The organism is Endoryza foliicola (assembly GCF_050589245.1).
In the GTDB taxonomy this organism is placed as follows: domain Bacteria; phylum Bacteroidota; class Bacteroidia; order Chitinophagales; family Chitinophagaceae; genus Endoryza; species Endoryza foliicola.
On sequence record NZ_JBOBEW010000001.1, the window covers coordinates 422,675 to 448,264 of the forward strand.

Below are 25,590 nucleotides of genomic sequence, written 5' to 3' on the forward strand. Positions count from 1 at the left end.
TAGAATGTTGCGATATTCAGAGTTGATCATTATTCAATTTTGGATTGAATATTTTTCTGAACTGTAAACTATTGGCGCCAAAATTTATCAATAGTCCAATAGGAATATTATAAGCCACTACATAATTCTTTGTCTGCGCCAAATGAACTGCCTCTAAATTCACTAGCGCCTTCAATTCCAGTATCACCTTGTCCTCCACAACAAAATCCGCTCGTCTGCTTCCTACGTGTATATCGTCATAGAAAATATCCTTTTCCAGTTCTCTTGAGAAAATCAGACCCGCTCTTTCTAATTCAATAGCCAAACATCGCTGATAAATTATTTCCGGAAATCCATTCCCAAGTTTATTATGAACCTTCATGGCGCAGCCATTGATAGCATAGGTTAATTCATTCAGTGTCATTGCATCAAGTTTAAATCACAAATCAACCTAAACATGCTATTTCTACAATGATCAAAAACACCTTTTACAACGAGAATAAAAACAAAAAAGAAAATCAAATCATCCCGTATTCAAATCCATCCCGTAAATCCTTGAATCCTGTAAATCCTGATCAAAGTATTTTGGTACCATTCTTAATACCGCCAATTCCAAAGAAAATAAAATCATCCAGCATTCAAATCTATCCCGTAAATCCTTGAATCTTGAAAATCCTGATCAAAAAGGAACCCACTTCCATTAAATCACTACCTGAATTGCGTTTCTTAACTTATTGCGACTCTTCATGGCGCAGCCTATAATTGCGGAGATTAATTCATCCAGAGATTCAATACCCAACTCCATTTCAATGTTGGGTTTACACTTTGATCATGTACACTTTGAGAGAGAAAATCAAATCATCCCGTATTCAAATCCATCCCGTAAATCCTTGAATCCTGTAAATCCCGATCAAAAAAGAACCCACTTCCATTAAATCACTACCTGAATTGCGTTTCTTAACTCATTGCGACTCTTCATGGCGCAGCCTATAATTGCGGAGATTAATTCATCCAGAGATTCAATACCCAACTCCATTTCAATGTTGGGTTTACACTTTGATCATGTACACTTTGAGAGAGAAAATCAAATCATCCCGTATTCAAATCCATCCCGTAAATCCTTGAATCCTGTAAATCCCGATCAAAAAAGAACCCACTTCCATTAAATCACTACCTGAATTGCGTTTCTTAACTCATTGCGACTCTTCATGGCGCAGCCTATAATTGCGGAGATTAATTCATCCAGAGATTCAATACCCAACTCCATTTCAATGTTGGGTTTACACTTTGATCATGTACACTTTGAGAGAGAAAATCAAATCATCCCGTATTCAAATCCATCCCGTAAATCCTTGAATCCTGTAAATCCCGATCAAAAAAGAACCCACTTCCATTAAATCACTACCTGAATTGCGTTTCTTAACTCATTGCGACTCTTCATGGCGCAGCCTATAATTGCGGAGATTAATTCATCCAGAGATTCAATACCCAACTCCATTTCAATGTTGGGTTTACACTTTGATCATGTACACTTTGAGAGAGAAAATCAAATCATCCAGCATTTAAATCCATCCCGTAAATCCTTGAATCCTGTAAATCCTGATCAAGAAAAAAGCAACGAATAAATTCGTTGCTTCTCTAATCCTGATCTGTGGTGTGGGGCGAACTGTGCATAAGTTGTTGATTTACAGCTAATTGTGCTTATTTACAGCTATTTATGTCTACCCTACGACATGATTAATTGTAAAGAAATTCAAATAAATGCAGATAAAAACAGGGAAAGTGTACCCCCTGGTGTACCCCTCAATGTACCCTTGGGTTACAAAAACAAATCTCTTTCATTAATTCATTAAATCTGTAAACCATGAAAATTAGCTATTACCTCAAAAGCACCAGGTCAAAAGGACCAAGACCAATTTTTTGCCGCATCTGTTATAATGGAAACAAGGTCAAGGTTTATATCAATGAATTCATTAAGCCGGCACATTGGAGTTCGAGACGTCAACGAGCAATTGAGAATCGTTCTTTCCCCCAACATCCAGAGTTTAATGAGCGCATAAACACCATTGATAATTTTATTCGAACAACATTTAGAAGAATGGAACTGGAAAGTGGATTAAACCCTCCTGATCCAAAAAAACTACAGGAGGCAATTTCTAGCAAACTGCGACCACTTGTAATGAAAGCAGGTGAACGAGGCGAGTTTATCAAATTCTTTAAAAAAATGATTGATGACTCTAAGACTGGTATAAGAACTAATCACAGAACAGGTCATGCAATCCACATCAATACCATCAAAACTTATTCTACTATATATAATAATGTACTGCTGTATGAGAAGGAAAAAAATATTGCACTGAAGTTCACCGACTTTGACCTCAATTTCTACAACGAATTCAATGAATGGCTTATTAAGGAAAAGAACTATAGTAACAACTCTTTAGGCAAGCATATTCAAATCATCAAGTTAGTATTGAATGAAGCACTTGAACTTGGGATTACCACAAGTATGAAGTTTAAGAACAAGCGATTTATTGTAATAAAGGAACAAACGGATGCAATCTACCTTACGGAAAAAGAGATTGAAGAGATCTATCAGCTTGATCTATCCAAGCATAAGAAGCTCGATAAAACTCGTGATCTGTTTGTCTTGGGTTGTAAAACTGGACTTAGGTTTGGGGATTTTAAAAATATCCAACCGAGTGAAATAAAAGATTCATTTATTATGATAAGACAGGCTAAAACCGGTGAACCAGTAACAGTTCCAATCCATCCCATGGTGAAAAAAATAATTGATAAGTATAATGGGATTCTGCCGAAAGCAAAAGTAAATCAAGTTACCAACAGGGAGTTAAAAGAAATTGCTGCCATGATACCAGCGCTTAATGAAGAAGTAGAGTTATCTATAACTAAAGGAGGAAAAAAAGCTAGGCAAACGTTCAAAAAAAATGAGCTAATTTCAACTCATACTGCACGAAGATCTTTTTGCTCTAATGAATATATGGCAGGTACCCCATCGTTGTCAATAATGGCTATATCGGGTCATAAAACAGAAAAAGCCTTTTTAAGATACATCAAAATAAAATCAATTGATCATGCCACGATTATCAAAGAAAAGTGGGAAGCAGCCAGAAAAGCAATTTAAAAAAAACGAATTCAATGCTGGAGAAAACTTTGAGGAATACGAATCAAAGTACCATTTACTGGAGCGCCTGAAATCGAAAATTGATATTGCTTTATCTGGGGTCAGTGATGAAAAATTAAGAATCACATATCTACTGAGATCAAGAGATGAAGTTGAACGTCGCTTCCTGAATCCTGATATAAATATTGTACCGTGGTTGCGGATTGAGCAGAATGTCATAGGTAACAGTCATATACCTGAAGAAGTATACGACCACTCCAAAAGGTATCTAAATGAGTTTGAGGGACAGGTTGATCATTTTACTACAGATTTATCCAAACGTAATTTGGAATCTTTGATTGAACGGTATCAAAGTATTATGCCTTTTGAAATGCAATTTCTTTTGAACGCAAAAGGGTCAGATAAAAATAATCCTCTTTTTGTCGCTTACCTTTTCCAATCTTGTCATTACTATTACCAACATTTGCAATTATTAATTGAAAATTCCGCCTTACGTGACAATGGACAACTTCTAGAAGAGTTGATGGAAAAATTATCACTGAATATCGGACCAAAAGTCTCCGCTCAAAGTTTAATGATTGTTTTGAAAGAAACAGGTTTGAATGAAGCTATCGAAAGAAAAATGGATCCAATGGGAACAAAAAGGTTTGACAAGTTAATAGGAATCATTCTTAATAAAAGTGAATCTACGATACGGAAAATTCGGGAAGACATGATTGGTACAAATAAAAAAAATAATCCGTATGCTAACCGTTGTAATATTTTTGAAGCAGCAGAACTACTCAAAAATATTGGCTACCCAGACTTGGCAAAAACTCTTCTTTCAAAATATCATCTAGACTGAGAATATTTCAGGACCTATTAAAAAGACCCCGATTAAATATTGGGGTCTTTTTTTTGGGCTGGGTAACAGTTAATGACTGGGTATTAAAAAATGGGGAAAATGACAAAATCCCCCAGAAATCAATGCTGACTTTTGTCAAAACGGTAACCTATGTTAATTATACAGGGAATAACAGTAGATGATCTCAAAGTGATGATCGATGGGTGTATTACCCAAGCCATTGCAAAGGCTACTGATGTAGCTCCAAAAACGGAACAATTGCTTACCAGAAAGGAAGCAGCTGAGTATCTAAACATTAGCCTGGGTACCCTACATACACATACAAAGGGGGGGCGAATACGTGGGCAAAGGATTGGCAGCAGGCTACTTTACAGAAAATCAGATCTTGATAATGCAACAACTGCAACTACCAAATACGTAATGTGATTAAGAAAACAAATTTATATAGATATATCAGATTCTAAATTTCTTGAATTTTCTCTCATTTAAAATCATAAAAACAAAAACATGCAAAAACTAAGATTTAAATCTGCAAATCAGTTACTACAATTTTACAAGGAACATGGGTACTTCGCAATCTATGATTGCAGCACTGAATATGCTGACATGGAAATCGACCATTATTCCCTTTTGGCAGTCGGAGATCCTATCTCTTTAGGATGCGAAGCGAATAGAATTATTCCGCTTGAAGATGAAAGCGTATTAATTATACTAGACCGCTTTTTGAAAACAGGTACAGTCAAAATACACCCAAATATTTTTTCAGTTAATTAAAAAATCATGAAAACTAAATCCGCTACCACATTTTCATTACAACAAACGGCAAAGATTACAAAATTCCCAGGGGGCGAGAAAAAATTCGCTGCCTGGTTGAGAGAGAAAAAGTATTTAATGAATAATAATGAGCCATACCAAAAATACTGCGACTGGGGATGGTTTGAATTATCTACGAAGACAATACACAAGGCAAATCCGCCTTTTACTGTAAACGTAACCCGGGTAAAGATAAAGGGCCTCGAGGCACTGGAAAGAATAGTATTTGAAGAATTTCATAAATGCAAACCATGTTCATAATGAAAGAGACAATAGAAAAAACAATAGATAATTGCACAGGACCTGCATTAACACTGGACTGCATGTCGGCAAAACTTGAGGGATTACCAGAGCCTCCTAGAATTTTCAGAGGTATTATACGCCCAAGCCTTGGATGCTTCTTTGGTCCTTCAAAATCCGGCAAAACAACCCTGGTTGAAAATCTTGCTTTTAGCATTGCTGCTGGGCTTACACGTTTTCTAAATGATGATCTCAACTGTGATAACAGAAGAGTGCTGCTAGTCAGCTTGGAAGAGTACTACAGAAGTAGGACTGTCAGAAACGTTAGACAAATGGAAGCATTTACAAGTAAGTATAATTTGGACCCGACCTGGAGTGAAAATGTATATGTGGTTGATGATTCGTTTGCCAGGTATATAACAACGGAGGAACAGTGGGAATTGCTGGATGCCGAAATTGAAAGGGTAAAACCTGGCTTTGTGATGATTGACTCAGTAACAAGGACAACAACAGATTCAATCGAAGACTCCGCAGTTTCTACAAGCCTGATGAAACGTTTTCGGGAAATGGCACACAAGCACAACATAGCACTAGTTTTAATTCACCATTCACAGAAAATGGATGATCGACCTATAACAATTGCTACTATGGCAGGATCACGTGTCATTGGTCAAGAGATGGACTTTATGATTGGTGTTAATCGAAGTACACAGAATATTCGATACCTCAAAGATGTTGCCTACCGTTATTGGCCAGATGACTCAGAATTTGTCCTTAAGTTTTCGATTGACTCAAATCAAATGATAGTAGCTGAAGAGGAGGTTTATGAATCGGATATCCTATCGTCTTCATCAACAGCCAATGAAACATTTGGAAGTGATATCACTTTACAGACTCATTTCAGTGAGTTGACAAATGGAGATCCTTCAATTTTTATAAAGACAGCAGATTTATATGCTCGGTTAGTTAATACTGGAATTATGACCAGACCCACTCTACATGCTGCATTAAAGCGCCTAGAAAAGAACGGAATAATTATTAAACCGGAGAAAGGAAATTACAAACTTAATCTTCCTAGTTAAACGTAAGTCAACCTCTGTACTGCTTAACTGACTTAATTCGATTAACTGAATTTGATAATTAGTACCTTAGTTAACCTAGTTAAGTCAGTTAAGTGATTAGGAGGATGAAATTTGATTTAACTAATGAAAAATGAAATTGCTTAAGTGTATTTACATGAGGAGTAATCCCACCTCTACAATTTATTTTGTAAACAGATACTGGCAAAAAATAGTACGCATAACGGATAAGATAGCTATAATTTAATCTAAGTCTTAGGAGCAGTAAACTTTATTACGTAATTTTCAACAATACCGATATACATGTAACAACGTATATGAAATTAAGACCAGAGCATTTTGTTGAAATTATTAGTGAAGCAGCGCCACTTTCTCAACTAGACGCTTCAAACTACTTTTTACATAAGTATAACATCCATTTTTTTGACAACGAACATTTTAAAGATGAGTTATTTATTTGGTTGAACAACGTTTACCGTATGTACAAGCAACATCTATATGAATTAAAACCCAACGACCCGCAAAAAAGAGTAATTAAGGAAATGTATATAGATAGGATACAAATGAGTGATATGATAGAAGAACGATTTAAGCCAAATAAACTAATGAATTCCTATTACAACAAAGAAATATGGGGAAAACTCAATAATGCATACTCCATATTTCTATCACTATCAAAAAGGTGATTTTACAAGTTTATCATAAATATTTATGCTCGCTTACTCTTCATAAATTGATCAATTATACTACTCATAACATCATGAGCATTTTTATATTCGAGTCTTTGATAGGTTCCCCCATAAGGCTCCCCGCCAACCTCCATTGAAGCTCCGCACCCCCTCCCAAATCCAGATACACTTTTCCCTCTCTCTAACCCCAGACTACAAAAAAGTTACAGAGCAAACAAGGTTATACTAACCATCGTGCTCCCAGTACATACAACTTACTGCCATCATTTCAAGATCAACTGCAGTGGTGCACACCTGCATCAGGTCAAGATCAATGGTAGATAACAAACATCCATTTCATCACAATTAAAAAACAAACTATGGTAACAGTAACAGGTTACGCAGAAAGAACACGCAAAGACGGCTCGACATTTATTGCCCTTGAAATCACGGGTGGCGTTGAGCTCATCCAAAGCAGCACAACTGGTCGCTATTACGCGACTGTACGCAAGTGCTCAATTCCCAGCACTTTCAATGCAATTGTAGCAGAAGCAATGATTGGTCAAAAGCTTCCTGGCGAAGTTGTAAAGGTCATTACAGAGCCATATGACTTCGTTAATCCAAGGACTGGCGAGATCATGAAGCTCCAGCATTCCTATGCCTATTCTCAGGATAGCAAAGTCGAAAATGCAATTGGACACACAAGAGTCCATGAAGTTGCTTCTATCTAGATTATCCAAAAAAATCACAGAACACTGCTCGGACCCACACGACCAAGTGTAGGACACACAACACCATCAATCGCTACAAGTAGTTCGTAGCGTCTTGGCAGTTGTGATTGATGGATAACAGGGGGCTGGTTTCAACCGGTCCCCTTTTTTATTTCTAAACATTAAAAGTTTAAACTTATGCAATTACAAACAGCAGAAAGAAAAAGAGCAAAAATTAAAATGTCATTACAGGGACCATCTGGTTCAGGTAAAACATATTCAGCGTTGCTGATAGCTTTTGGATTATGCAATGATTTTGGTAAAGTTGCAGTCATTGATACTGAGAATCACTCAGCCGAATTGTACGCTCACTTGGGTGCATTCAAAGTACTAAATCTGACCGGTCCTTTTACTCCTGAGAAATACATTCAGGCGTTAGATGTGTGTCAGAAAGCAGAAATGGAGGTGATAATTATTGATTCCGTTACCCACGAGTGGGAAAACTTGCTTGAGTATCATTCTTCCTTACAAGGGAACTCCTTTACAAACTGGAACAAGATTACTCCAAGACACAATGCTTTTGTACAGAAGATTCTTCAGACACCGTTTCATGTGATCTCAACAGTTCGCACCAAACAGGATTACGTTCTGAATGAGAAAAATGGTCGAGTAGCCCCAGAAAAAGTTGGGCTGAAATCGGTCCAAAGAGAAGGCCTTGACTACGAGATGACCTTGGTGTTTGATCTAGATATGAAAAACAATGCCATAGCCTCTAAAGACAGGACCGGATTATTCTTTGGTAAACCTGAAATGAAGCTTTCGGCTGATGTAGGAAAGTTCATCTTAGAATGGTGTCAATCAGGATCTGATATCAATTCAAGTGATGTGCAAGATCGTATTGGCGAATGCAAATCCATGCAAGAGTTACTTACCCTTTACAAGATGTTCCCTCAGTTTCAGCAGAGTCTAAAGCCAGAATTCGAAAGTCAAAAAAGAAAGCTCATTATCAAAGCAGATGATGATCGAAAGTTATTAAGTCAATTACCCGTTCACAAAAACGGAATTATCTAATTAGGTCCCCTGCCATTTGGTGGGGGATTTTTCAAAACATTAATTATGAAAGAACTCACTCAATCAGCAGCAGAAATTCAAGTAAGTTATATTCCCAAAAAGACACTTGGCAATAAGATTTCATGCTCAGAAGACGCGTACCAATTGCTAAAAGATTTCTACCCGCAAGAAACCATATCATTACAAGAAAGATTTGTTGTAGCTTATCTTAATCGGGCGCATAATGTAATTGGGGTATATGAAGCATCCGTTGGGGGATTGACTGGAACCATAGCAGATCCCAGACTTATTTTATCGGTTGCACTCAAAATTGCTGCAACAAGTATAATCTTATCGCATAACCACCCTTCGGGTAATCTAAATCCATCAAACACTGATCAGGAGCTTACAAATAAAATTAGAGAAGCATGTAAGTATTTGGATATTAATGTACTCGATCACATAATTATTACACCAAAAACATTTTATTCCTTCGCTGACTCGTCAAAATGAATTAATAGCAGGGTAAGATATTCGTAAAAGTTAATATGTTACCTATTTAAAACCCATGTAAGTTGTTGATCTAGATCATATTTGTTCAAGTCCATTAAGGGGAGCAATAATGATAAAAAGGTTATACTTTTATAGTGTAACCTTTTTTATTTAACTAATTATGATTAGATATATTTTTTCAACAATCTTCATTATTGGAATATTAACTCTAATTAGTGTTGATTCAAAAGCTCAGGATTCAATTACTATGTATAGAATTGCAAAAATTAAAGTAGATGAAAATCAGCTTGAAAATTACAAGTCTGCACTTCAAGAGCAGATGAATGCTGCAATTAAATTAGAGCCGGGTGTATTATCCTATACTGTTGTTGCCGATAAAAAAGATGCCACATCCATTACCATCTTTGAGGTTTATGCTAATTTAGATGCATATCAGTCCCATATTTTAACGCCACATTTCAAAAAATATAAGGAAACAGTAAAGGATATGGTTTTGTCATTAGAGTTAATTGACACAGATTTAGTTGTAAGAGCAAAAAAACCTAACTATTAATAACTTCCTGTAAAATTGCACGAAGTTCAACCCTTTAATTTCTCCCTCTCCTCACTTATTTTATAACATGGATAAGTCAAAGGAGGAGATTTCAGGAAACCCCAAAATCTGTTCAAAATTTTATAGGAATAAATCATCAACATTGTGTTCAAATATTAATTAAACCAGTTGATTTAAGATATGACATTTATACTCATTTTCTTCGCTGTATCAGATCCCTTATTTTGGATGCACTTTCATAATCCTCTTTGGCTAAGAGGTCATTGAGAAGAGATTGAAGTTCTTCCAGTGTATATTCCGAAACAGAGCCTCTCAAAAAACTAAACTTTTCGAATTCTTCACTTATTGCTGCCTTATGTAACAGAGGTTCGTAAATGAACACGGGGCAATCAAATCTTATTGCAAGCGCAAGTGCATCACTAGCTCGAGCATCTACTTTTTTTTCTTTATTTTCAAAATCAGTTAACACCAACCAAGCTTGAAATATTTCATCAACTATGTTATGAATAACTACCTCTTTTAATGTTGCCCCTAGTTGCGTAATTGTGGTTTTGAAAAGATCATGTGTAAGTGGTCTTGGCAATTGCATCCGCTCTAAATATATCGCTATTGCTTGAGCTTCAAAAGTGCCAATAATTATAACAAATCTTTTTTTATCAATCAGATCTTCAAGAACTAATGAAAAATTTCCTGGTGATGATTCACTGGTGCTCAGCGCTAAAATTTGAATTTCCCTTTTTTCCAACTTTTATAATTTTTCAAACATTTAATTACATCATTATAAATCTGCAAAGCTCATCCAAATCATCAAAAGGAGCAATAACCTGTCCATCTCCCAATAATTTATAAATTCCATTTGATTCAATTTCTATAGTATACCCCTTTTCAATTTGGATTTTGCTTGAACTATCATCAAGAACTTTAATTCCATAAGAAATTAAAGCATTTAGCAAGTTTTCCTTTTTTCTCATATCAGAAGATATTCTCAATAATGACTTTTGTCCCATATGTAATACATAGGGTAGATGAAATAAATACCAGTATTATTTGAAGTTTGACATTAGCTATAATCTTTTTATTAAATGGTAAGCTGAAAGTTCCAGCTGCAAATGTCATACCAGTCACTGAGCCCAATCCAAATAACAACAGATACAGAAGGCCATTTCCAACTGTAGTAGAATCACTCATTACTAATAAAATTAAAGCTCCACTTCCTGCCAGACCATGAAATAAACCAATTAAAAAAGCAGGCAAATGTGACCCATTGTTTATAGACCCATCTTCATGAGTATGAGTTGCAGCCATCGAATATTTTCTTTTGTACCATTGAATTATCCTGTGTATTCCAAGGCTGACCAATACTACACCCACTACAGCTTCAAAATAACTGAACACAGAATCAGATATATTAAACTTCATCAATAAAACAAGCGTACCCATAATTAGAATAGTGGAGGTATGCCCAAGTCCCCAAGATAATCCATCTTTTAATGCCTTGATTGATTTATCTCGATTGGTAACTATATTGCTTACTGCCAAAATATGATCTGTTTCAAATGCGTGTATAAATCCCACGTAGAGTGTTAATATGATTGGTATATTATTCATGTTATATTTTATAAAATAAAATTCGATGATTTCCTGTATCTGCAGTAATCAAAAAATCCACTGAAGCATTAACTGCAAAAGGCCAGTACATTTCATTATTAATATTGCTTTTCATGCTCAAAGAAGTTTCACCATGTGTTTCAAAATTTGGCTGTCCAATCTGCAATGAACCAGATGCATTATTTGTTGATGGTATTTTATCATGAAGAATTAATCTGCTATTCCCCGTATCGGCAATTACAATACCATTATTAAAAAAACATGCATCGTATACCCAATTTAAAGTATGAGCACTTGGCTTCAACTGGTATTGATTCTGGCCGCTATCATTGATATCCTTTTGACCCATTACCAGATCAGGTGGATTATTAATAGCATTTTTCCACTGCTCCCAGTACAATACTCTGCAAAATTGTGTATCAGAAATCAACATATCATTATTGTGTCCAACTTTTATTGAATATGGCCAGACCGCATTATTATTATCATAATCTTTCTCAAAAAAATTATTCTGCCCAATCACTTCACTAGCATTAGCAAAATTTTTAGAAGGGATTTTTTCAAAATACAATACTCGACGATTTCCAGTATCAGCAATCCAAAGTTCTGAGCCATTACTATAAACACCATAAGGCCAATTCAATGTATTATTGTCTGGAGACTTTCCTATACCTTCAATGTTCGGGAGATTACTATTGAAATCTTTTTGACCAATTACTATGTCCGCTTCTTGGAAATTTTTAGTTGGCATTTGATTCCAAACCAAAACTCGATGGTTCCATGCATCTGCAACTATTATTTTTTCACCATTGGTCCAAATGCCGGATGGATATTGCAAAGAAGAGCCTGAGACCTCTTTACCAGCATTACGATCCATCTGATGATCATCTTTTTGTCCCAAAATGACATTTGGCTTTTGAAATGTTTGAAAATTAAAATCATGCCATATAAAAACTCTGTTTTGACCTGTATCTGAAACGACTAAGGTGTTATCATGCATAAATACCCCTCGAGGAGCAAGCAATGGATTATCCAACTGCCCATAAAATTCTGCTATCTTTTTAATTTTATTCAATTATAATTATTTCAATTAACATATACGTGGTAATTGTTCACCAGGCAACATATTGACAACACGCTTACCGCCTATGCTACTTTCAAGTATTACCTGTCCAATATGTTGATCTGTGATACTCCCCATTATAGATGCCATTTTCCCGTTTTCATCATTTTTAAGAAAATCAAGGACTTCTTTAGCAATTTCTTTTTTTACAACTAAAATAAATACACCTTCGTTAGCCACATACAGCGGGTCAAGTCCAAGCATTTCGCATGCTCCACTCACCTGCTCTTCCATAGGAATATCTATCTGTCGAATATCGATTCCTTGTGAACCATCCTTTGCTATCTCATTAAGCACTGAAGCCAATCCACCTCTAGTAGCATCTCTAAGAAAATGAATATCCAATCCGAACTTATTAAGTAATTTTTCAACTGTAAAATTCAAGTTTGTAGTATCACTCACAATATCAGTTTCAAATTCTAATCCTTCTCTCTTACTCATGATAGCAATGCCATGTGCCGCTAAATTCCCACTCACAATAAGAACATCTCCTTTTTGAATACTGGACAACCCAATTCTGGCGTGTTCATGAACTAACCCTATTCCGGAAGTATTGATAAAAATCTGATCACCTTTCCCCTTCTCTACCACTTTTGTATCGCCAGTTACAACTTGCACTCCTGCCTTGTCGCAGCATTTTTTAATACTGTCAAGTATTTGCCAAAATGTTTCCATTCGCAAACCTTCTTCAATAATAAACGCCAATGATAGATATTTAGCCATTGCTCCGCACATAGCAAGGTCGTTTACAGTTCCATTAATAGCAAGTTCTCCAATATCACCGCCCGGGAAAAAAATAGGATTTACTACATAACTATCTGTACTGAAAGCAAGTTGTCCTTTCAAATCAAATATAGCACCATCATGCTTTTGATTAAGCTGATCATTTTTGAGTACATCAAATACACCACTACTCAATAATTTATGCGTCAATACTCCTCCACTACCATGTCCTAAATTAATGGTATCAAAATCGAATTTGGGCATGGGACAAGATAATTGCATTTTTATATTAGCATCCATTGAAGCTTATTTTTGAGGGGAACCTAAACAAGTACATCTACATTACTAAAATGATAATAAGCAGCACAAGCACCTTCGCTACTTACCATGGGTGCGCCCAAGGGCTTTAATGGTGTGCAACCTTTGCCAAATTGTGGACATTGCATTGGTTTTTTTACACCTCGTAATATTTCGCCTGCAATACATTCTTTGCTTTCTTCTACTTTATCAATGGTGATGTCAAATTTTTTATTGGCATCAAAAGCAGCATACGCTTCATTTAACTCGTAGCCACTTAAGGGTATTGTGCCGATACCACGCCATTCTCTATCTACTACAGAAAATACTTTTTGCAATATTTTTTGTGCCTCCACATTTCCCTCATCCGATACAAAACGACCATATTGATTTTCTAATTTATACGAGCCTCTTTCCAATTGTTTTACCAACATTACGATGCCTTGCAAAATATCTACTGGCTCAAACCCTGTAATTACAATAGGTAATTTATTATTATTTACCAACGGAAAATATTGATGAATACCCATTATGGTACACACATGCCCGGCGGCCAAAAATCCTTGCACAATATTTGATTCATCGTTTACAATAGCTTCTATAGCAGGAGGCACCAATACGTGTGATGTAAGAATGGAATAGTTACTAAGTTCTTCTCTTTGTGCATGCAATACACTTAATGCATTGGCAGGTGCAGTGGTTTCAAACCCAACTGCAAAAAAAACAACTTGTTTATTGGGGTTTTCTTTTGCCAATTTTACTGCCTCCAAAGGCGAATATAAAATACGAACATCTGCACCATTTGCTTTAGCTTCCAACAAACTCTTTTTGCTGCCAGGCACTCTTAACATATCACCGTAAGAACATAAAATAGCTTTCTTTTCTTCGGCTAAAAACACGGCTTTATCAATTAAATGCAATGGTGTTACACAAACCGGACAGCCAGGGCCATGTACCATTTGAATATTTTTGGGCAGTAGCGATAGTATGCCATTTTTTACTAAACTATGCGTTTGCCCACCACATATTTCCATTAATGTCCATGACTTTGTAGTTATTTTTTTTAGCTCTGCTAAGTATTCATGCACAACTTCTGCATCTCTGTATTCGCTTAAATATTTCATGGTATTTTATTTATTTTAAAAATAAACTGTATAATTGAGTCGAGCATAAAAAGGAGTGCCCGGCGTAAAATGAATTTCTGAAACAGGAGAAGTTTCTGTTTGCAATTGGCTTTCAGTATCAAACTGGGTTTCTTTCCATTTCACATTAAATAGATTTTGGATACTGAAACCTGCTTCCCATTTTTTCTTTGAAAAATTTACCGCAGCGTCGGTTACAAAATAACCCTTCGCAATTACTGAGTTGGATTCATTTGCCGGTCTGTCTGCCATATACCGGTATCGCAAACTACCATTCCATCCAGTTAGTTTTCTATAAGTAATACCACCAATACTTGTAATACGGGGAGCCAAGGGTATGTAATTTTCAGTTGCTGGAACGCCAATAGATCTTGGATTTGTGAAGTTTAAGTCTATATCTGCATATAAATTTCTGGCCAATTCGTATCTTACTGAAACGTCTATACCATACCTACGAGTTTGCCCTCCTGCTTCTACAACGCCTTCATCACCCACATACACAAACTCCTGATCTAGCCACAAATACCAAAAGGCAGTTTGTAAAAACATTTTATCACCTATTTTGAATATGCCTCCTAAATCAGAACCATAAGCTGGTGGCAATACCTTTTTCCCATTTTGTTGAACTGCAACCCTGGTATCGTTACTATGAAAACCTCTGCCGTTATATAAATATAATTTTACATTATTATTTACCTTATAATTAAAATTTAATTTCGGACTTAAGATAGCTGAATTAGATGACAGCTTATTTGATGAAAGTTTATCATTGTATTTATTTGTAAAATAATCTACTCTTACTGCGCCGGTTATATCCATTTTTTTTGTGAGAGATATTCGTTGACTGTAAAAGCTTCCTACATTTAATTCAGTAACATCACCCATCATTAATGGGCTTAAGTCAATTGTTCTATTTTTTGTTCTTGTTAATTCAATATCATTTACATCATCGTATCTAATCTGAACACCTGCATTTGTTTCTGTTTTATATTTACCTATATAATATTCTTTGTGGTAAATAGAATTGTAGCCGAATATATTTCTGTTTTCCTTTTGACGTATTTGGTCGCCATTTATTGGGTCTTCTTTGAAAAAAGTAAAATTAGAGTACAGTTCAAAATTGTACTTAGAATAGAATAATTGATTTCTAATGGTACCTCCATCGTTTAAATACGATAGTAATTCGAAGTTAACATTATACCTTGATGTATTACCACCTTCATTAGGGTCAATAGCACCAAAAAAACCAATTGTCCCTGCATCAACTACTCTGTCGGGAATTTGACCTGATGCATTCCACTTACTACTAAATGCTGTGGCGGTAGCTGTTAATGTGTTTTGATTATTTAAGTTTGTGCGGTATTTTATAATACCATTTACTCTACTAAAATCTTGTGGGCTAGCAAAAAAACCTTTAGTATAAGAGCCTTCACCTGCTATATACAAACTCTGATTTTTTCCATCTGCTTTTGCTTTTAATAAATTAATACCTGTAACGACTCTTGCAGTATTAAACTGCCCTGCTTCTATTTTTGCAAAACTATTGGTTAAATAGTCTTTTGTTCTAAATTCTACATAACCTGCTGTCGTAAAATTTCCTTTGTCGGCAAAATAAGGTCCTTTATTAAAATTTACTTTTTGAATAAGTTCTGGAATTAAAAAATGTAAGTCCGCATACCCTTGTCCGTGGGAATGGCTTACCATATTTACCGGCATACCATCTACAGAAATATTAATGTCAGTTCCGTGGTCAATATCAAATCCTCTTAAGAATATTTGTTCAGCTTTACCACCACCTGCATGTTGGCCTATAAATAAGCCTGGCACCATTCTTAGTACTTCTTGAGAGTTGTTTATGGGTCGTAAATGTATATCTAAATCACTGATGGTTTTGAATAATCCTGTTTTGGAACTTGAACTTACAACTACGTCCTTTAAACTAGAAACAGATTTTTGCAAATACACGGTAGCCCTCGCATCCGTAAAGTTTAACTTGCTTAATAAAAGGGTTTCAGCCTTATAGCCGACACAACTAATAGTTACATAATAATTTTTCTGAATATCATTGTTCAATAGTATTAGTCCATTTTCGTCGGCTAGTAAAGTTACGTTTCCGCTCTGGGATTGCATTATTGCTGACTGAATGGGTGTTTTTGAATCTATATCAAGAATGATTACCTTTTTGTTTTGCGCCATAGAATTTATACCCCAAAAGAACGTAACCAACAAATAAATTGATCTCATGTTTTATGTTCTTTAGATTTTAAAGTTTATCTACTTGTGTATGTTCAATAAGCTCATCTATTTCACCGATTTCCTTTAAATACTCAAAAGTTTTGGCGGCTTCCTCTTCATTTATTTTACTTATGGCTACTCCTACATGTACAAGAACATAATCGCCAATATCAGCTGCAGGCAACATCTCTAGCGAAGCTTCCTTAATGATTCCGCCAAAAGAGACCTTTGCCATGCGTACCATCCCATTGTGAATGGTATCAATACTTTGAATTTTACCTGGAATTGCTAAACACATAGTATTAAAATTTATCTTTTTCTGTTATCAATAATTGATTTTCTGGTTGTTCTATAGTAACATGATTTCTAACATCATTCAAATCGATAATTAAGGAGCTATCAATCTGTCGATCAACGTAAACCATCTGCCCAAATGAAATATTTTCATCATTAGGCGGTAATTGATCGTGAAAAAAAAGTTCTAACTTTTTTTGAAGCAACTGTTGAAGCATATCAACGAGCAGACTATTCTGAAATACACCTCCACTAAAAGCTACCTTTTTGACACCAATATTACCAGCTATAATTTCGACAAGATGAACAAGCGAAAAATGAAATTTTGCAGCAATAAATGAGTTAGTTTTATTTTTGTGAATATCCCGTATGATTGAACTGAATAAAGAACTAGTGGAGATTCGGTAGTAGTGAGCTCCTTCCATAAAATAACTCTCACCGATATCATAACCATATTCATCAGTATACTTCTCGGCAAGATCCTGTAAAAGCATAGCTGCCTCCCCTTCATAACTTTGCTTATCTGATAGACCTAGTAAAGAAGCAACAGCATCAAAAACTCTGCCCAGAGAACAGCAATTGATTTTCGTTCCTGTTCCAAGTAACTTTTTATAATAGGACCATTCAACATCAGTAAATTTCTCTTTCAACAAAGTATCACTCCCTAATACATCATCACAAATTGCCATAGCAGAAAGCCTGGGCTCTCTTGACATTTTATCATAAAGTACTTGAGGAAAATAGTCAAAATGATAACACCTCAGCATACTGTTATTCTCAAATTTAAAAAATTCACTCCCCCATATTTGTGCATCATCACCAATTCCTGTTCCATCCCAAATTACTCCAAGGATTGATTCATGACTATCGAGAAGTGAATGCTCTGCAAGGACTGCTGCAAAGTGTGCCTTATGGTGTTGAACCTGATTAAACGGGATAGCATGAATAGTAGATATTTCCTTCGCTAACTGAGTTGAAAAATAATCAGGATGATTGTCTGACACAATTTTCTCAGGTTTAAATTGCAACAGATCAGTCAGATTTTTCAACGAATTCCGATACATTTCTTGAGCCTCAATTGTACCGGTGCTACCAAGATACTGACTTACAAATGTTTTTTGACGAGTTTGAAAGGTAAAGCTACTTTTCATCAACGCTCCTGTAGCAAGAATAGATTTATCTTGATTTTGAATATACCCCAGAAAATTCGGAGCTAAGCCTCTTGCCCGGCGGATAATAATTTTTTGATTTGAATATCTGGCGAACTTGATCACACTATCATCCTGTGCTGCTACAATCTCTCTGTTATGGCTCAAGATAATATCTGCAATGTGATGTAGATGGGTCAAAGCATCTATATCTCGAAATAGTATAGGACTTTCACTGATATTAGCACTGGTACAAATCAAAGGTTTATTGAACGATTCAGCAATCAATTCCAATAGTGGTGAATTTGGAAGCATACAACCCAGATGGGAAAGGCCAGGGGCAATATCATCTATTGCAAGTTCACTATTTTTTTTGCTTTTGAGAAGTAGAATTGGAGCGACAGATGATTGAAGACATTTCTTTTCAGATTCACTCCATTCTACAAAAGTTTTCATCTGTTCCACTGAGTGGAACAATAAAGCAAACGGTTTAGCTTGTCGCTGTTTGCGCTTTCTTAATAATTGTATACTACTGGAATTAGTCGCATCACAAAGTAATACATATCCCCCAACACCTTTTACCGAAACGATCTTACCCTCTTTGAGAAATTGTTGAATTATCTCCAAGATCATTTCCGGGTTTAATGTTTCTGTCTCTTTACCATTTTCAAACAATTTCATTGAAATACTGCATTTGTGACAAGAATTAGTTTGAGAGTAAAATCTCCGGTCACTAACAGTGCTATACTCATGACTACACGTATCACAGATTGAAAAATTTTTCATCGAAGTATTCAATCGGTCGTAAGGAAGTTTTTTGGTTATTGAAAATCTCGGACCACAATTTGTACAAGTTATGAATGGATAATGAAATCTTCTGTTTGAAACACTATGCAGTTCAGTTCTGCATTCAAAACACAATCCAAAATCTGGAGTTAATAAAAGATCTGGAATAGAATTAACATCACTCTCAATTATTTCAAAAGAATCGAAAAGTTTATTATCGGTTTTAAATAAAGTATACTTTCTAATTAAAGCAAAAGGAGGTGGAGCACTTATAATTCGATCAAGGAATTGATTTGCCTGATATTCAGTACCATTGAATTCAATATGTACCCCATCAGTTGTGTTATTGATCCAACCATTTAATTTAAAATGAAGCGCTAGCTGCACAACAAATGGTCTCATGCCAACTCCTTGTACTATACCAGTCAGGTGAATATGATATGTATGAATGTTTTGCAAATGAACTTAGGTTGTAACTAAATTTTGTTTTTTCTCACTTACTTTTTGTTTCAGCCAACTACACCATTCATCTATTCCCATACCGTTTAGGCTACTTATAGTTATAACCTCTATATCAGGATTAATCTCCCTTGCATCTTTTGTAACAGCCTCTACACTAAATGGCACATAAGGCAGAAGATCTGATTTACTTACCACCATCAACTCACTAGTCAAAAACATTCGTGGATATTTTTTGGGTTTATCATCACCCTCTGTGCTGGCAATTAATGTAATTCTGTAATCTTCCCCAAGATCGAATGCAGCAGGGCAAACCAGGTTGCCAACATTTTCAATAAATAATATATCCAGATGCTGATAATCAAAATGATCTAGTGCTTGTAATATCATCTGCGCTTCAATATGGCACATTCCTCCAGTTACAATTTGTAAACAATCAATTCCTGACTCCCTGATTCGAATAGCATCTCTTTCTGTTTCGGGATCACCTACTAAAACACCAATATTCAAAGTATCTTTTAATTTTTTCCCTGTTTCCTGCATCAATGTTGTCTTACCACTTCCTGGAGAAGAACATATATTTAATACTAGCACATTATAAGGAGCAAGTTTCTCCTTAATTGCTTTTGCAACAAAATCATTTGCCTTCAATAGATTCAAAGTGGTATTCTCACATTGTACACTTCCAACTGGAGCTCTGTTACTTTTGGGTTGACTCATAGCTTTTAAGTTATAAATTCAATTTTACTGATTAATAATTCTTCCCCTTGTATCACGTTGCGGGAGGAAGACTGGCAATATTTACAAATAAATTTATATTGACTTACAATAGTCTCCTGATTACATGAATCACAAAATATTTTGATGGGTAATACTTCAACATTAAGTATTGTATTTCTATATTTAGGGTCATCTTCCTTCACTGCCTCAAATGCATTTTGCATTAAGATAGGTTGTACGTTACTCAACTCTCCTACAGTTAAATAGATATTTCGGATTTCGCTGAATCTGTCGGGGAATTCAGCCTCAAGAGTATTAAAAATATTTCTAACAAGTGATATTTCATGCATGGAACATAGTCATAACTAATGAACCTTGAAAATAAGTCAACATAGACTAGAAACAACATATAAAATGAGTCCTTAGAAAATATTTTCTAATTTTGAGTTTCTGCCTTGAGCGCTTCTAGTCTTTGAATATCATTCTTAGCGCTATTGAGAATCTTCTCATCATTACTAAGCAGGATGATTTCATTAGCTACATTCATCATTTCGTTGAATCGATCTTCGTCAAATTCCTCCTTATTTCCAACAAACCAGCTAGCTTCTAAATAGTTACAGAGCGTTAAAACACGTTCTAAGGGATATGTTGCTGTGGTTCTAATATCCAATGCTTCCCTATACCAGGCAAGTGCCTTATCGAAGTTGTCTGTATGCAAAGCAGCCGGATATTTGGTATAGGCATTCCCCATACTATTACAAATCATTGCAAACTGATAAGGAAAATCAATCTTATTATAATAATTGAGTGCCTCGTTGAAAGAGGAAACTGAAACAGCAGCCCATACCCCTTTCTTCTTTACCTCGTCTGGAATTTCTGCATAAACTTTCCCTAATTGATGATGAATTTCAGCAAAAATATCTGGATAATCCTCTTTGGTAAATGTCTTCAATGCTGCCTGATATGATTGAACTGCTGCCCGATAGAACTGAGGATTCCCATTTTGTGCCCATGTTTGGAGTAGATTTCCTTTTGAAAATTGTGCTTGGGCTAGAAGCTCAAGAAGTTGTTCCTTTTCAATTATGGTAATAGCCCTACTGATATAACCCAGCGCTTCACTAAAACTTTCGCTGATTGTAGCAATATAAGTAGCATCCATCAAAATCATTGCAGCTTCTGTCATCCTACCATTCAACTCATAATATTCTAGGCATTCCCATAATGTAGTCTTCAATTCTCCTAGTACTTTAACATCATAAGGTACTACTAAATTTTTCTGCCATATTTTACAAAGAATATCTTTAAATGCAATGCATATTTTAGGAGAATCACATTCATTTAAAATAGTATTGATGATATTCAGTGCTTTTACTTCAATATTCTGATCAAGATAAAATTGTGCAAGATGATACGCAGTGAATTGTCTTCTTGATTTTTCTTTACTACAGTTAATGGCAGATTCATATGCCTCTGCTATATCTAAACTTGAAGCGCTTTCATTCTGTGATCCATAGTGGAATGCAATTGCTTTATTGTGCAGATTTTCAAAGGAATCAAATTGCCATTCATATCCTTGAAATGGTACTGAATTTTGGAGTCGGTTTAAAATATCAACAGTTTGTAATATATCCGGATATTCTTCTAAGATCTCATAGGCCTTCTCGTAATTATTTAGTTTGGCATAAATAATCCCTAGTAAAATTTTATCCTTATATGAAACACTAGGAAATAGAACTGGTGGTTGCAGATTCTCCCAGTCGGGTAACACTTCAATTATAGAAGAAACTTTAATTGTAATTGCATCAGCGTCTTCAACGGATAAATTGACTAATTCATTTAGTCTATCCTCCTGATTAATCAGATTTTTTACTGATTCTCTTAGTTCTGTCGAAACAAATATTGTAATCATAATTTATGAAAAATGTACTGTCAGTATTTTCATTTTTTCGTCTGCATTAAATTCCAATGACCTATCACTACTATCCAGTTCGTTGTCAATCAGCATTTCTTCTAACGATATACTTCTGTCACCTTTACTGTTTTTGAATTTCAGCATACTCATAGAAGTTTTATGCAGGCCTTTAAAAATATCATCATGCTGCGATGCAATCATCAATATTTTCTTGACATCATAATATACCCAGTTTACCTGAGAAGAAAACCCAAAAATACTTTCAACGATCTCGTTGCTGATGATCAAGTGCCTGTTTGTAAGTGTAATCAATGTTGAATTTTCTTAGATTGCTTAAACTATATACGAGAGTTCTTCTTTAAGAATGATTTGAACTACTTTATCTCCAGCTTTTTTTACTTCGTCACTCAATTCCATATCTAATTTTGTATTTTCAATTGCTATCAGGTATACTTGTATATCTTCAGGGTAATCGCTCTGCATAATTTTTTTTGCATAACTCAGTGCCTGATCCCACTTAATACTATGCAAAAAAACCATAGGATCATCTTGAGGAGCCGTCATCACTTCTTGTGCTGGCACCTTGTATAAAGTTCCAATCTGCTCTCCTGTATTTACGACTGCATCCACCAATATTATTTTTTGATGACCTTTCAATTGGTAAAGTACTTCAAATGCACTTGTACCCATATCTAATATTGAAATATTTGGTTCTTCACCGACATATTTCCTTAGCTGGTCTATAACATAAATACCAATGGCGTCATCACTTCGACATGGATTTCCAAAGCCCATTATGGCTGTTGCTTTACTTCTCATTCTTATTCCAATATTAATGTATGGAGGGTAGAAATTCGTGGCAAAAGCTAAAAAAATTTAGTTACTTCAAAGAAAAAGCCCAACTTTCGTCAGGCTTTTTCTTTTGGTATTTATGAAATTAGAGCTTGAACTTAGCTAACTGCTTGCCAGTTTTAGCATCATGTGCATGTACAGTACAAACCAAACAACTATCAAAAGAACGAGCCACCATACCAACTTCAACAGGATCGTTAGCATCTTCAATTTCAATTCCTTCAAGGGCTGATTCAATAGGGCCTGACTTTCCTTCTGAATCATTTGGACCTACATTCCAGGTGGTAGGTGCCATTACCTGATAGTTCTTTATCACACCATTTTCAATTTCGATCCAATGTGCCAATGCGCCACGTGCCGCTTCAGTAGCTCCAAAGCCCTTGCCATCTCTTTCCTCAGGCTTGATATAAAATTCATCATCTAGTCTGATTTGTCTTAACCAAGTATCGATGTTATCATATAACATAGGAGCTTCATGTACACGCGCCAATGTTCTTAAGAATACACTCGGTCCCATTTTATCCATAGCATCCTTAATAAGAAAGTCCTTGGTTTGGTGTTCCAGATTATTTGGTTTTGCATACATTAAACATCTTGACAACGGGCCAGCTTCTGCAGAATTATCCATATATCTCGGAGCTTTTGACCAGCTATATTTTCCACTGAAATCAGTCTCTTCAAGATTTTGTGAAGTCACTGGAGTTGGTATAGGTTCTTCCCATGGATGAGCTGCTTTGTGATCCTGATACCAGCTATGCGTAACATGTTCTTTAATTTGCAGATGATCGAAGTCGCTATATTTTTTTGAGTGACTGTCATAATATCCTGAAGGACTAATCAAAGCATCATTTCTACCTTCAATTGTTGGATTATTATATTTGTCCTTGTGCAAATAAGTACCATAAGCCACATAATTTCCACAACCCTGACCAAACTTATCAAGTCCAAATTCTAATGAAGCCCTAATGAACAGCCCCAAATCACTATTACGTTGGCTTTCATTTTCGTCTACCCACGCCATTAAGTCGTCCCAACTCTGTACCCTTCTGTATTTTTCAATAGAACAACCCAGCCAAGTAGTTTCAAGCCAGTCATTCCTGAATTGATTCATAATGGAATGTGCCCTTGTAATATCCTTTAAAGTAGGGGCGCACATTACACCTCCAGGGACCATATAGCTACTATGCGGCCACTGACCTCCAAAAAGTGCATACACCTCAACCGGTCTACCGCTGGCAGTAACTCCTGATTGGAATGATGTACCCACATAGGCGGCAAATCTTTTTACAACTTCATCGTAGAGTTTTTTGTTAGCAAATTTTTTATTTGCCATATCTGTTGCAAAAATGGCATAAAACCAACGGGGTATACTCTGTATTGTTTCAGTAGCCTGACCCAATGCCCTTAAAAGTAATGCATTAGGAGGAAGTTGTGTCTTCCATGCCGTATCTAAAGCTGAGGATGCACAATATAAATGCGATCCACCACATATACCACAAATACGTGGGGTTACAATTAATCCGCTTTGCGGATCTTTGCCCTGCATGATTCTTTCAAAACCACGAAACATCGCAGCCTGCGTGTGTGCACGGGTAACAACTCCATTTTCCATGTATACTTTTACATCCAAATCACCCTCAACGCGACCAACTGGAGATATATTCAGTTCTTTTACTGTAGACATATTCTTTATTTGAATTTTATTTGAAGATTATTTACTGGTTTCAAAATGTTCCTGTTCTGTTCCCATAACCCGTTCTATAGATCCCATTACCTTTTCAACTCCAGCTCTTGAGTAATAGCCGAGTTTGGAAACACCAGTCGGCACTTCTTTTGGCAAGAAGCCTAGATACTTCATGGTTTTAAATACAGAACCTTTTACAAGATCATTGTGCGGGAAACCTGGTTCAGTACAACCCAGACATGGATGATTAGCCCTGGTCTTACTACTTGTTCTGTTCCATAAAATTCTGTTACAACTTGCTCTGGTCATTGGTCCACGACAGCCCACTTCATAAAAGAGACATCCGCCTCTTTTACCAAAGCCGCCATCCATTTTTTGGGCAAAACTGATGGCATTAGGACACCCAGTTTGTACAAAATCTGTAAAGAATGTTTTAGGACGATGAAATTCATCAATCAATACATCTCCAATTCTACCTGTAGAAATGGCTACCAAAATTTGAGTAATCCAATCTGGATGCGCAGGACAACCAGGAATATTAATAACAGGTAGTCCGCCTTTTGATTTATAATCAGCTCCAAGGAAACCTCCTTTTTCTTTTTTTAGAAACTGCATACCTGTACTTTCACTAGGATTAGGTGGTACTGCTGGGATACCTCCCCAAGTAGCACAATCTCCAATGGCTACTACATAACCAGCTACTGCTGCAAGTTCTTTCACCCAATCTTTCATTGGTCTGTCGCAGAAATAGTTCATAGTCCCTGTTCCATTCGGTCCCTCAATTATAGAACCCTCATAAACAAGAATATCCATTTGTACTTTACCTGCCAAAATATCATGTAAAAGATGAGTTACCTGATGGCCAATCTCCAAACCTATGGATGGATGCCATAAAATATTGACACCGAAATCCACAACCAATTCTACAACCGTAGGTTCCTCAGCATTTAAAAAAGACATTGTGTTACCACTACAGGCACCACCTTGTAACCATAAAACATTAGCCATAAGCA

Annotated in this window: 28 protein-coding genes; 11 read left to right on the plus strand and 17 right to left on the minus strand. The window is 35.8% G+C overall.

Annotated elements, in window-relative coordinates; genetic code table 11:
* Positions 1-16: 16 nt before the first annotated feature.
* Positions 17-403: a GxxExxY protein gene (locus ACQ2HE_RS01730; RefSeq protein WP_430895139.1), complete on the minus strand. Its 387-nt coding sequence runs from the start codon at positions 401-403 to the stop codon at positions 17-19.
* Positions 404-1,843: 1,440 nt separating this feature from the next.
* Here ACQ2HE_RS01730 and ACQ2HE_RS01735 point away from each other — a divergent pair.
* The 11 genes from ACQ2HE_RS01735 (at position 1,844) to ACQ2HE_RS01785 (ending at position 9,594) form a co-directional block, all read left to right on the plus strand.
* On the plus strand, positions 1,844-3,124 hold the full coding sequence (locus ACQ2HE_RS01735) for a site-specific integrase (RefSeq protein ID WP_430895138.1): 1,281 nt from the start codon (positions 1,844-1,846) through the stop codon (positions 3,122-3,124).
* A complete protein-coding gene (locus tag ACQ2HE_RS01740; protein WP_430895136.1) occupies positions 3,075-3,968 on the plus strand; it encodes a hypothetical protein in 894 nt (297 codons plus the stop codon). Before ACQ2HE_RS01735 ends, ACQ2HE_RS01740 begins: the two co-directional genes overlap by 50 nt.
* Positions 3,969-4,118: 150 nt before the next feature.
* Complete coding sequence (locus tag ACQ2HE_RS01745; RefSeq protein WP_430895134.1) at positions 4,119-4,394, plus strand: helix-turn-helix domain-containing protein; 276 nt, start codon at positions 4,119-4,121, stop codon at positions 4,392-4,394.
* Between the two features lie 81 nt (positions 4,395-4,475).
* On the plus strand, positions 4,476-4,742 hold the full coding sequence (locus tag ACQ2HE_RS01750) for a hypothetical protein (protein WP_178888515.1): 267 nt from the start codon (positions 4,476-4,478) through the stop codon (positions 4,740-4,742).
* A gap of 6 nt (positions 4,743-4,748) precedes the next feature.
* On the plus strand, positions 4,749-5,042 hold the full coding sequence (locus tag ACQ2HE_RS01755) for a phage antirepressor KilAC domain-containing protein (RefSeq protein ID WP_430895131.1): 294 nt from the start codon (positions 4,749-4,751) through the stop codon (positions 5,040-5,042).
* A complete protein-coding gene (locus tag ACQ2HE_RS01760; protein WP_430895129.1) occupies positions 5,042-6,103 on the plus strand; it encodes an AAA family ATPase in 1,062 nt (353 codons plus the stop codon). Before ACQ2HE_RS01755 ends, ACQ2HE_RS01760 begins: the two co-directional genes overlap by 1 nt.
* 314 nt (positions 6,104-6,417) lie before the next feature.
* On the plus strand, positions 6,418-6,786 hold the full coding sequence (locus ACQ2HE_RS01765; protein WP_430895127.1) for a hypothetical protein: 369 nt from the start codon (positions 6,418-6,420) through the stop codon (positions 6,784-6,786).
* 362 nt (positions 6,787-7,148) lie between these two features.
* On the plus strand, positions 7,149-7,499 hold the full coding sequence (locus ACQ2HE_RS01770; protein ID WP_430895125.1) for a hypothetical protein: 351 nt from the start codon (positions 7,149-7,151) through the stop codon (positions 7,497-7,499).
* 177 nt (positions 7,500-7,676) lie between these two features.
* Positions 7,677-8,549: an AAA family ATPase gene (locus ACQ2HE_RS01775; RefSeq protein ID WP_430895123.1), complete on the plus strand. Its 873-nt coding sequence runs from the start codon at positions 7,677-7,679 to the stop codon at positions 8,547-8,549.
* A gap of 45 nt (positions 8,550-8,594) precedes the next feature.
* Positions 8,595-9,041: a JAB domain-containing protein gene (locus tag ACQ2HE_RS01780; protein ID WP_430895121.1), complete on the plus strand. Its 447-nt coding sequence runs from the start codon at positions 8,595-8,597 to the stop codon at positions 9,039-9,041.
* Positions 9,042-9,201: 160 nt separating this feature from the next.
* The gene (locus ACQ2HE_RS01785; RefSeq protein WP_430895119.1) at positions 9,202-9,594 is read left to right on the plus strand and encodes a putative quinol monooxygenase; all 393 of its coding nucleotides are present in this window, start codon (positions 9,202-9,204) and stop codon (positions 9,592-9,594) included.
* Positions 9,595-9,787: 193 nt separating this feature from the next.
* Here the strand turns inward: ACQ2HE_RS01785 and ACQ2HE_RS01790 are convergent, their stop codons facing one another.
* The 16 genes from ACQ2HE_RS01790 to ACQ2HE_RS01865 all read right to left on the minus strand — a co-directional run bounded on the left by ACQ2HE_RS01790 (position 9,788) and on the right by ACQ2HE_RS01865 (position 25,585).
* Positions 9,788-10,339, minus strand: coding sequence for a bifunctional nuclease family protein (locus tag ACQ2HE_RS01790; protein ID WP_430895117.1), 552 nt, complete (start codon positions 10,337-10,339; stop codon positions 9,788-9,790).
* Positions 10,340-10,364: 25 nt separating this feature from the next.
* A complete protein-coding gene (locus tag ACQ2HE_RS01795) occupies positions 10,365-10,565 on the minus strand; it encodes a hypothetical protein (RefSeq protein ID WP_178888506.1) in 201 nt (66 codons plus the stop codon).
* 1 nt (position 10,566) lies between these two features.
* Complete coding sequence (locus ACQ2HE_RS01800) at positions 10,567-11,202, minus strand: hypothetical protein (protein ID WP_430895115.1); 636 nt, start codon at positions 11,200-11,202, stop codon at positions 10,567-10,569.
* Position 11,203: 1 nt separating this feature from the next.
* Positions 11,204-12,277 carry an NHL repeat-containing protein gene (locus ACQ2HE_RS01805; RefSeq protein WP_430895113.1) on the minus strand — a complete coding sequence of 358 codons (1,074 nt, stop codon included), beginning with the start codon at positions 12,275-12,277 and terminating at the stop codon, positions 11,204-11,206.
* Positions 12,278-12,292: 15 nt separating this feature from the next.
* A complete protein-coding gene (gene hypE, locus ACQ2HE_RS01810) occupies positions 12,293-13,348 on the minus strand; it encodes a hydrogenase expression/formation protein HypE (RefSeq protein ID WP_295194375.1) in 1,056 nt (351 codons plus the stop codon).
* A gap of 23 nt (positions 13,349-13,371) precedes the next feature.
* A complete protein-coding gene (hypD, locus tag ACQ2HE_RS01815) occupies positions 13,372-14,469 on the minus strand; it encodes a hydrogenase formation protein HypD (protein WP_430895111.1) in 1,098 nt (365 codons plus the stop codon).
* Positions 14,470-14,484: 15 nt separating this feature from the next.
* Positions 14,485-16,731: a TonB-dependent receptor gene (locus ACQ2HE_RS01820; protein WP_430895109.1), complete on the minus strand. Its 2,247-nt coding sequence runs from the start codon at positions 16,729-16,731 to the stop codon at positions 14,485-14,487.
* A gap of 19 nt (positions 16,732-16,750) precedes the next feature.
* Positions 16,751-17,020, minus strand: a complete 270-nt coding sequence (locus ACQ2HE_RS01825; RefSeq protein WP_430895107.1) for a HypC/HybG/HupF family hydrogenase formation chaperone — start codon at positions 17,018-17,020, stop codon at positions 16,751-16,753.
* A 4-nt stretch (positions 17,021-17,024) separates the two neighbouring features.
* Positions 17,025-19,409, minus strand: a complete 2,385-nt coding sequence (gene hypF / locus ACQ2HE_RS01830; RefSeq protein ID WP_430895105.1) for a carbamoyltransferase HypF — start codon at positions 19,407-19,409, stop codon at positions 17,025-17,027.
* Between the two features lie 6 nt (positions 19,410-19,415).
* Entirely contained in the window at positions 19,416-20,129 is a 714-nt protein-coding gene (gene hypB / locus ACQ2HE_RS01835) for a hydrogenase nickel incorporation protein HypB (RefSeq protein WP_178888500.1), read from the minus strand.
* Between the two features lie 5 nt (positions 20,130-20,134).
* The gene (locus tag ACQ2HE_RS01840; protein WP_178888499.1) at positions 20,135-20,479 is read right to left on the minus strand and encodes a hydrogenase maturation nickel metallochaperone HypA/HybF; all 345 of its coding nucleotides are present in this window, start codon (positions 20,477-20,479) and stop codon (positions 20,135-20,137) included.
* Positions 20,480-20,565: 86 nt separating this feature from the next.
* Positions 20,566-22,038 carry a hypothetical protein gene (locus tag ACQ2HE_RS01845; protein ID WP_430895102.1) on the minus strand — a complete coding sequence of 491 codons (1,473 nt, stop codon included), beginning with the start codon at positions 22,036-22,038 and terminating at the stop codon, positions 20,566-20,568.
* Positions 22,039-22,041: 3 nt separating this feature from the next.
* Positions 22,042-22,329 carry a hypothetical protein gene (locus ACQ2HE_RS01850; protein ID WP_430895100.1) on the minus strand — a complete coding sequence of 96 codons (288 nt, stop codon included), beginning with the start codon at positions 22,327-22,329 and terminating at the stop codon, positions 22,042-22,044.
* Between the two features lie 45 nt (positions 22,330-22,374).
* On the minus strand, positions 22,375-22,860 hold the full coding sequence (locus ACQ2HE_RS01855) for a hydrogenase maturation protease (protein ID WP_430895098.1): 486 nt from the start codon (positions 22,858-22,860) through the stop codon (positions 22,375-22,377).
* A 118-nt stretch (positions 22,861-22,978) separates the two neighbouring features.
* Positions 22,979-24,577: a nickel-dependent hydrogenase large subunit gene (locus ACQ2HE_RS01860; protein ID WP_430895096.1), complete on the minus strand. Its 1,599-nt coding sequence runs from the start codon at positions 24,575-24,577 to the stop codon at positions 22,979-22,981.
* A 27-nt stretch (positions 24,578-24,604) separates the two neighbouring features.
* Positions 24,605-25,585 (minus strand): NADH-quinone oxidoreductase subunit B family protein, encoded by a 981-nt coding sequence (locus ACQ2HE_RS01865; RefSeq protein WP_178888494.1) that lies wholly within the window; start codon positions 25,583-25,585, stop codon positions 24,605-24,607.
* Positions 25,586-25,590: the final 5 nt, after the last annotated feature.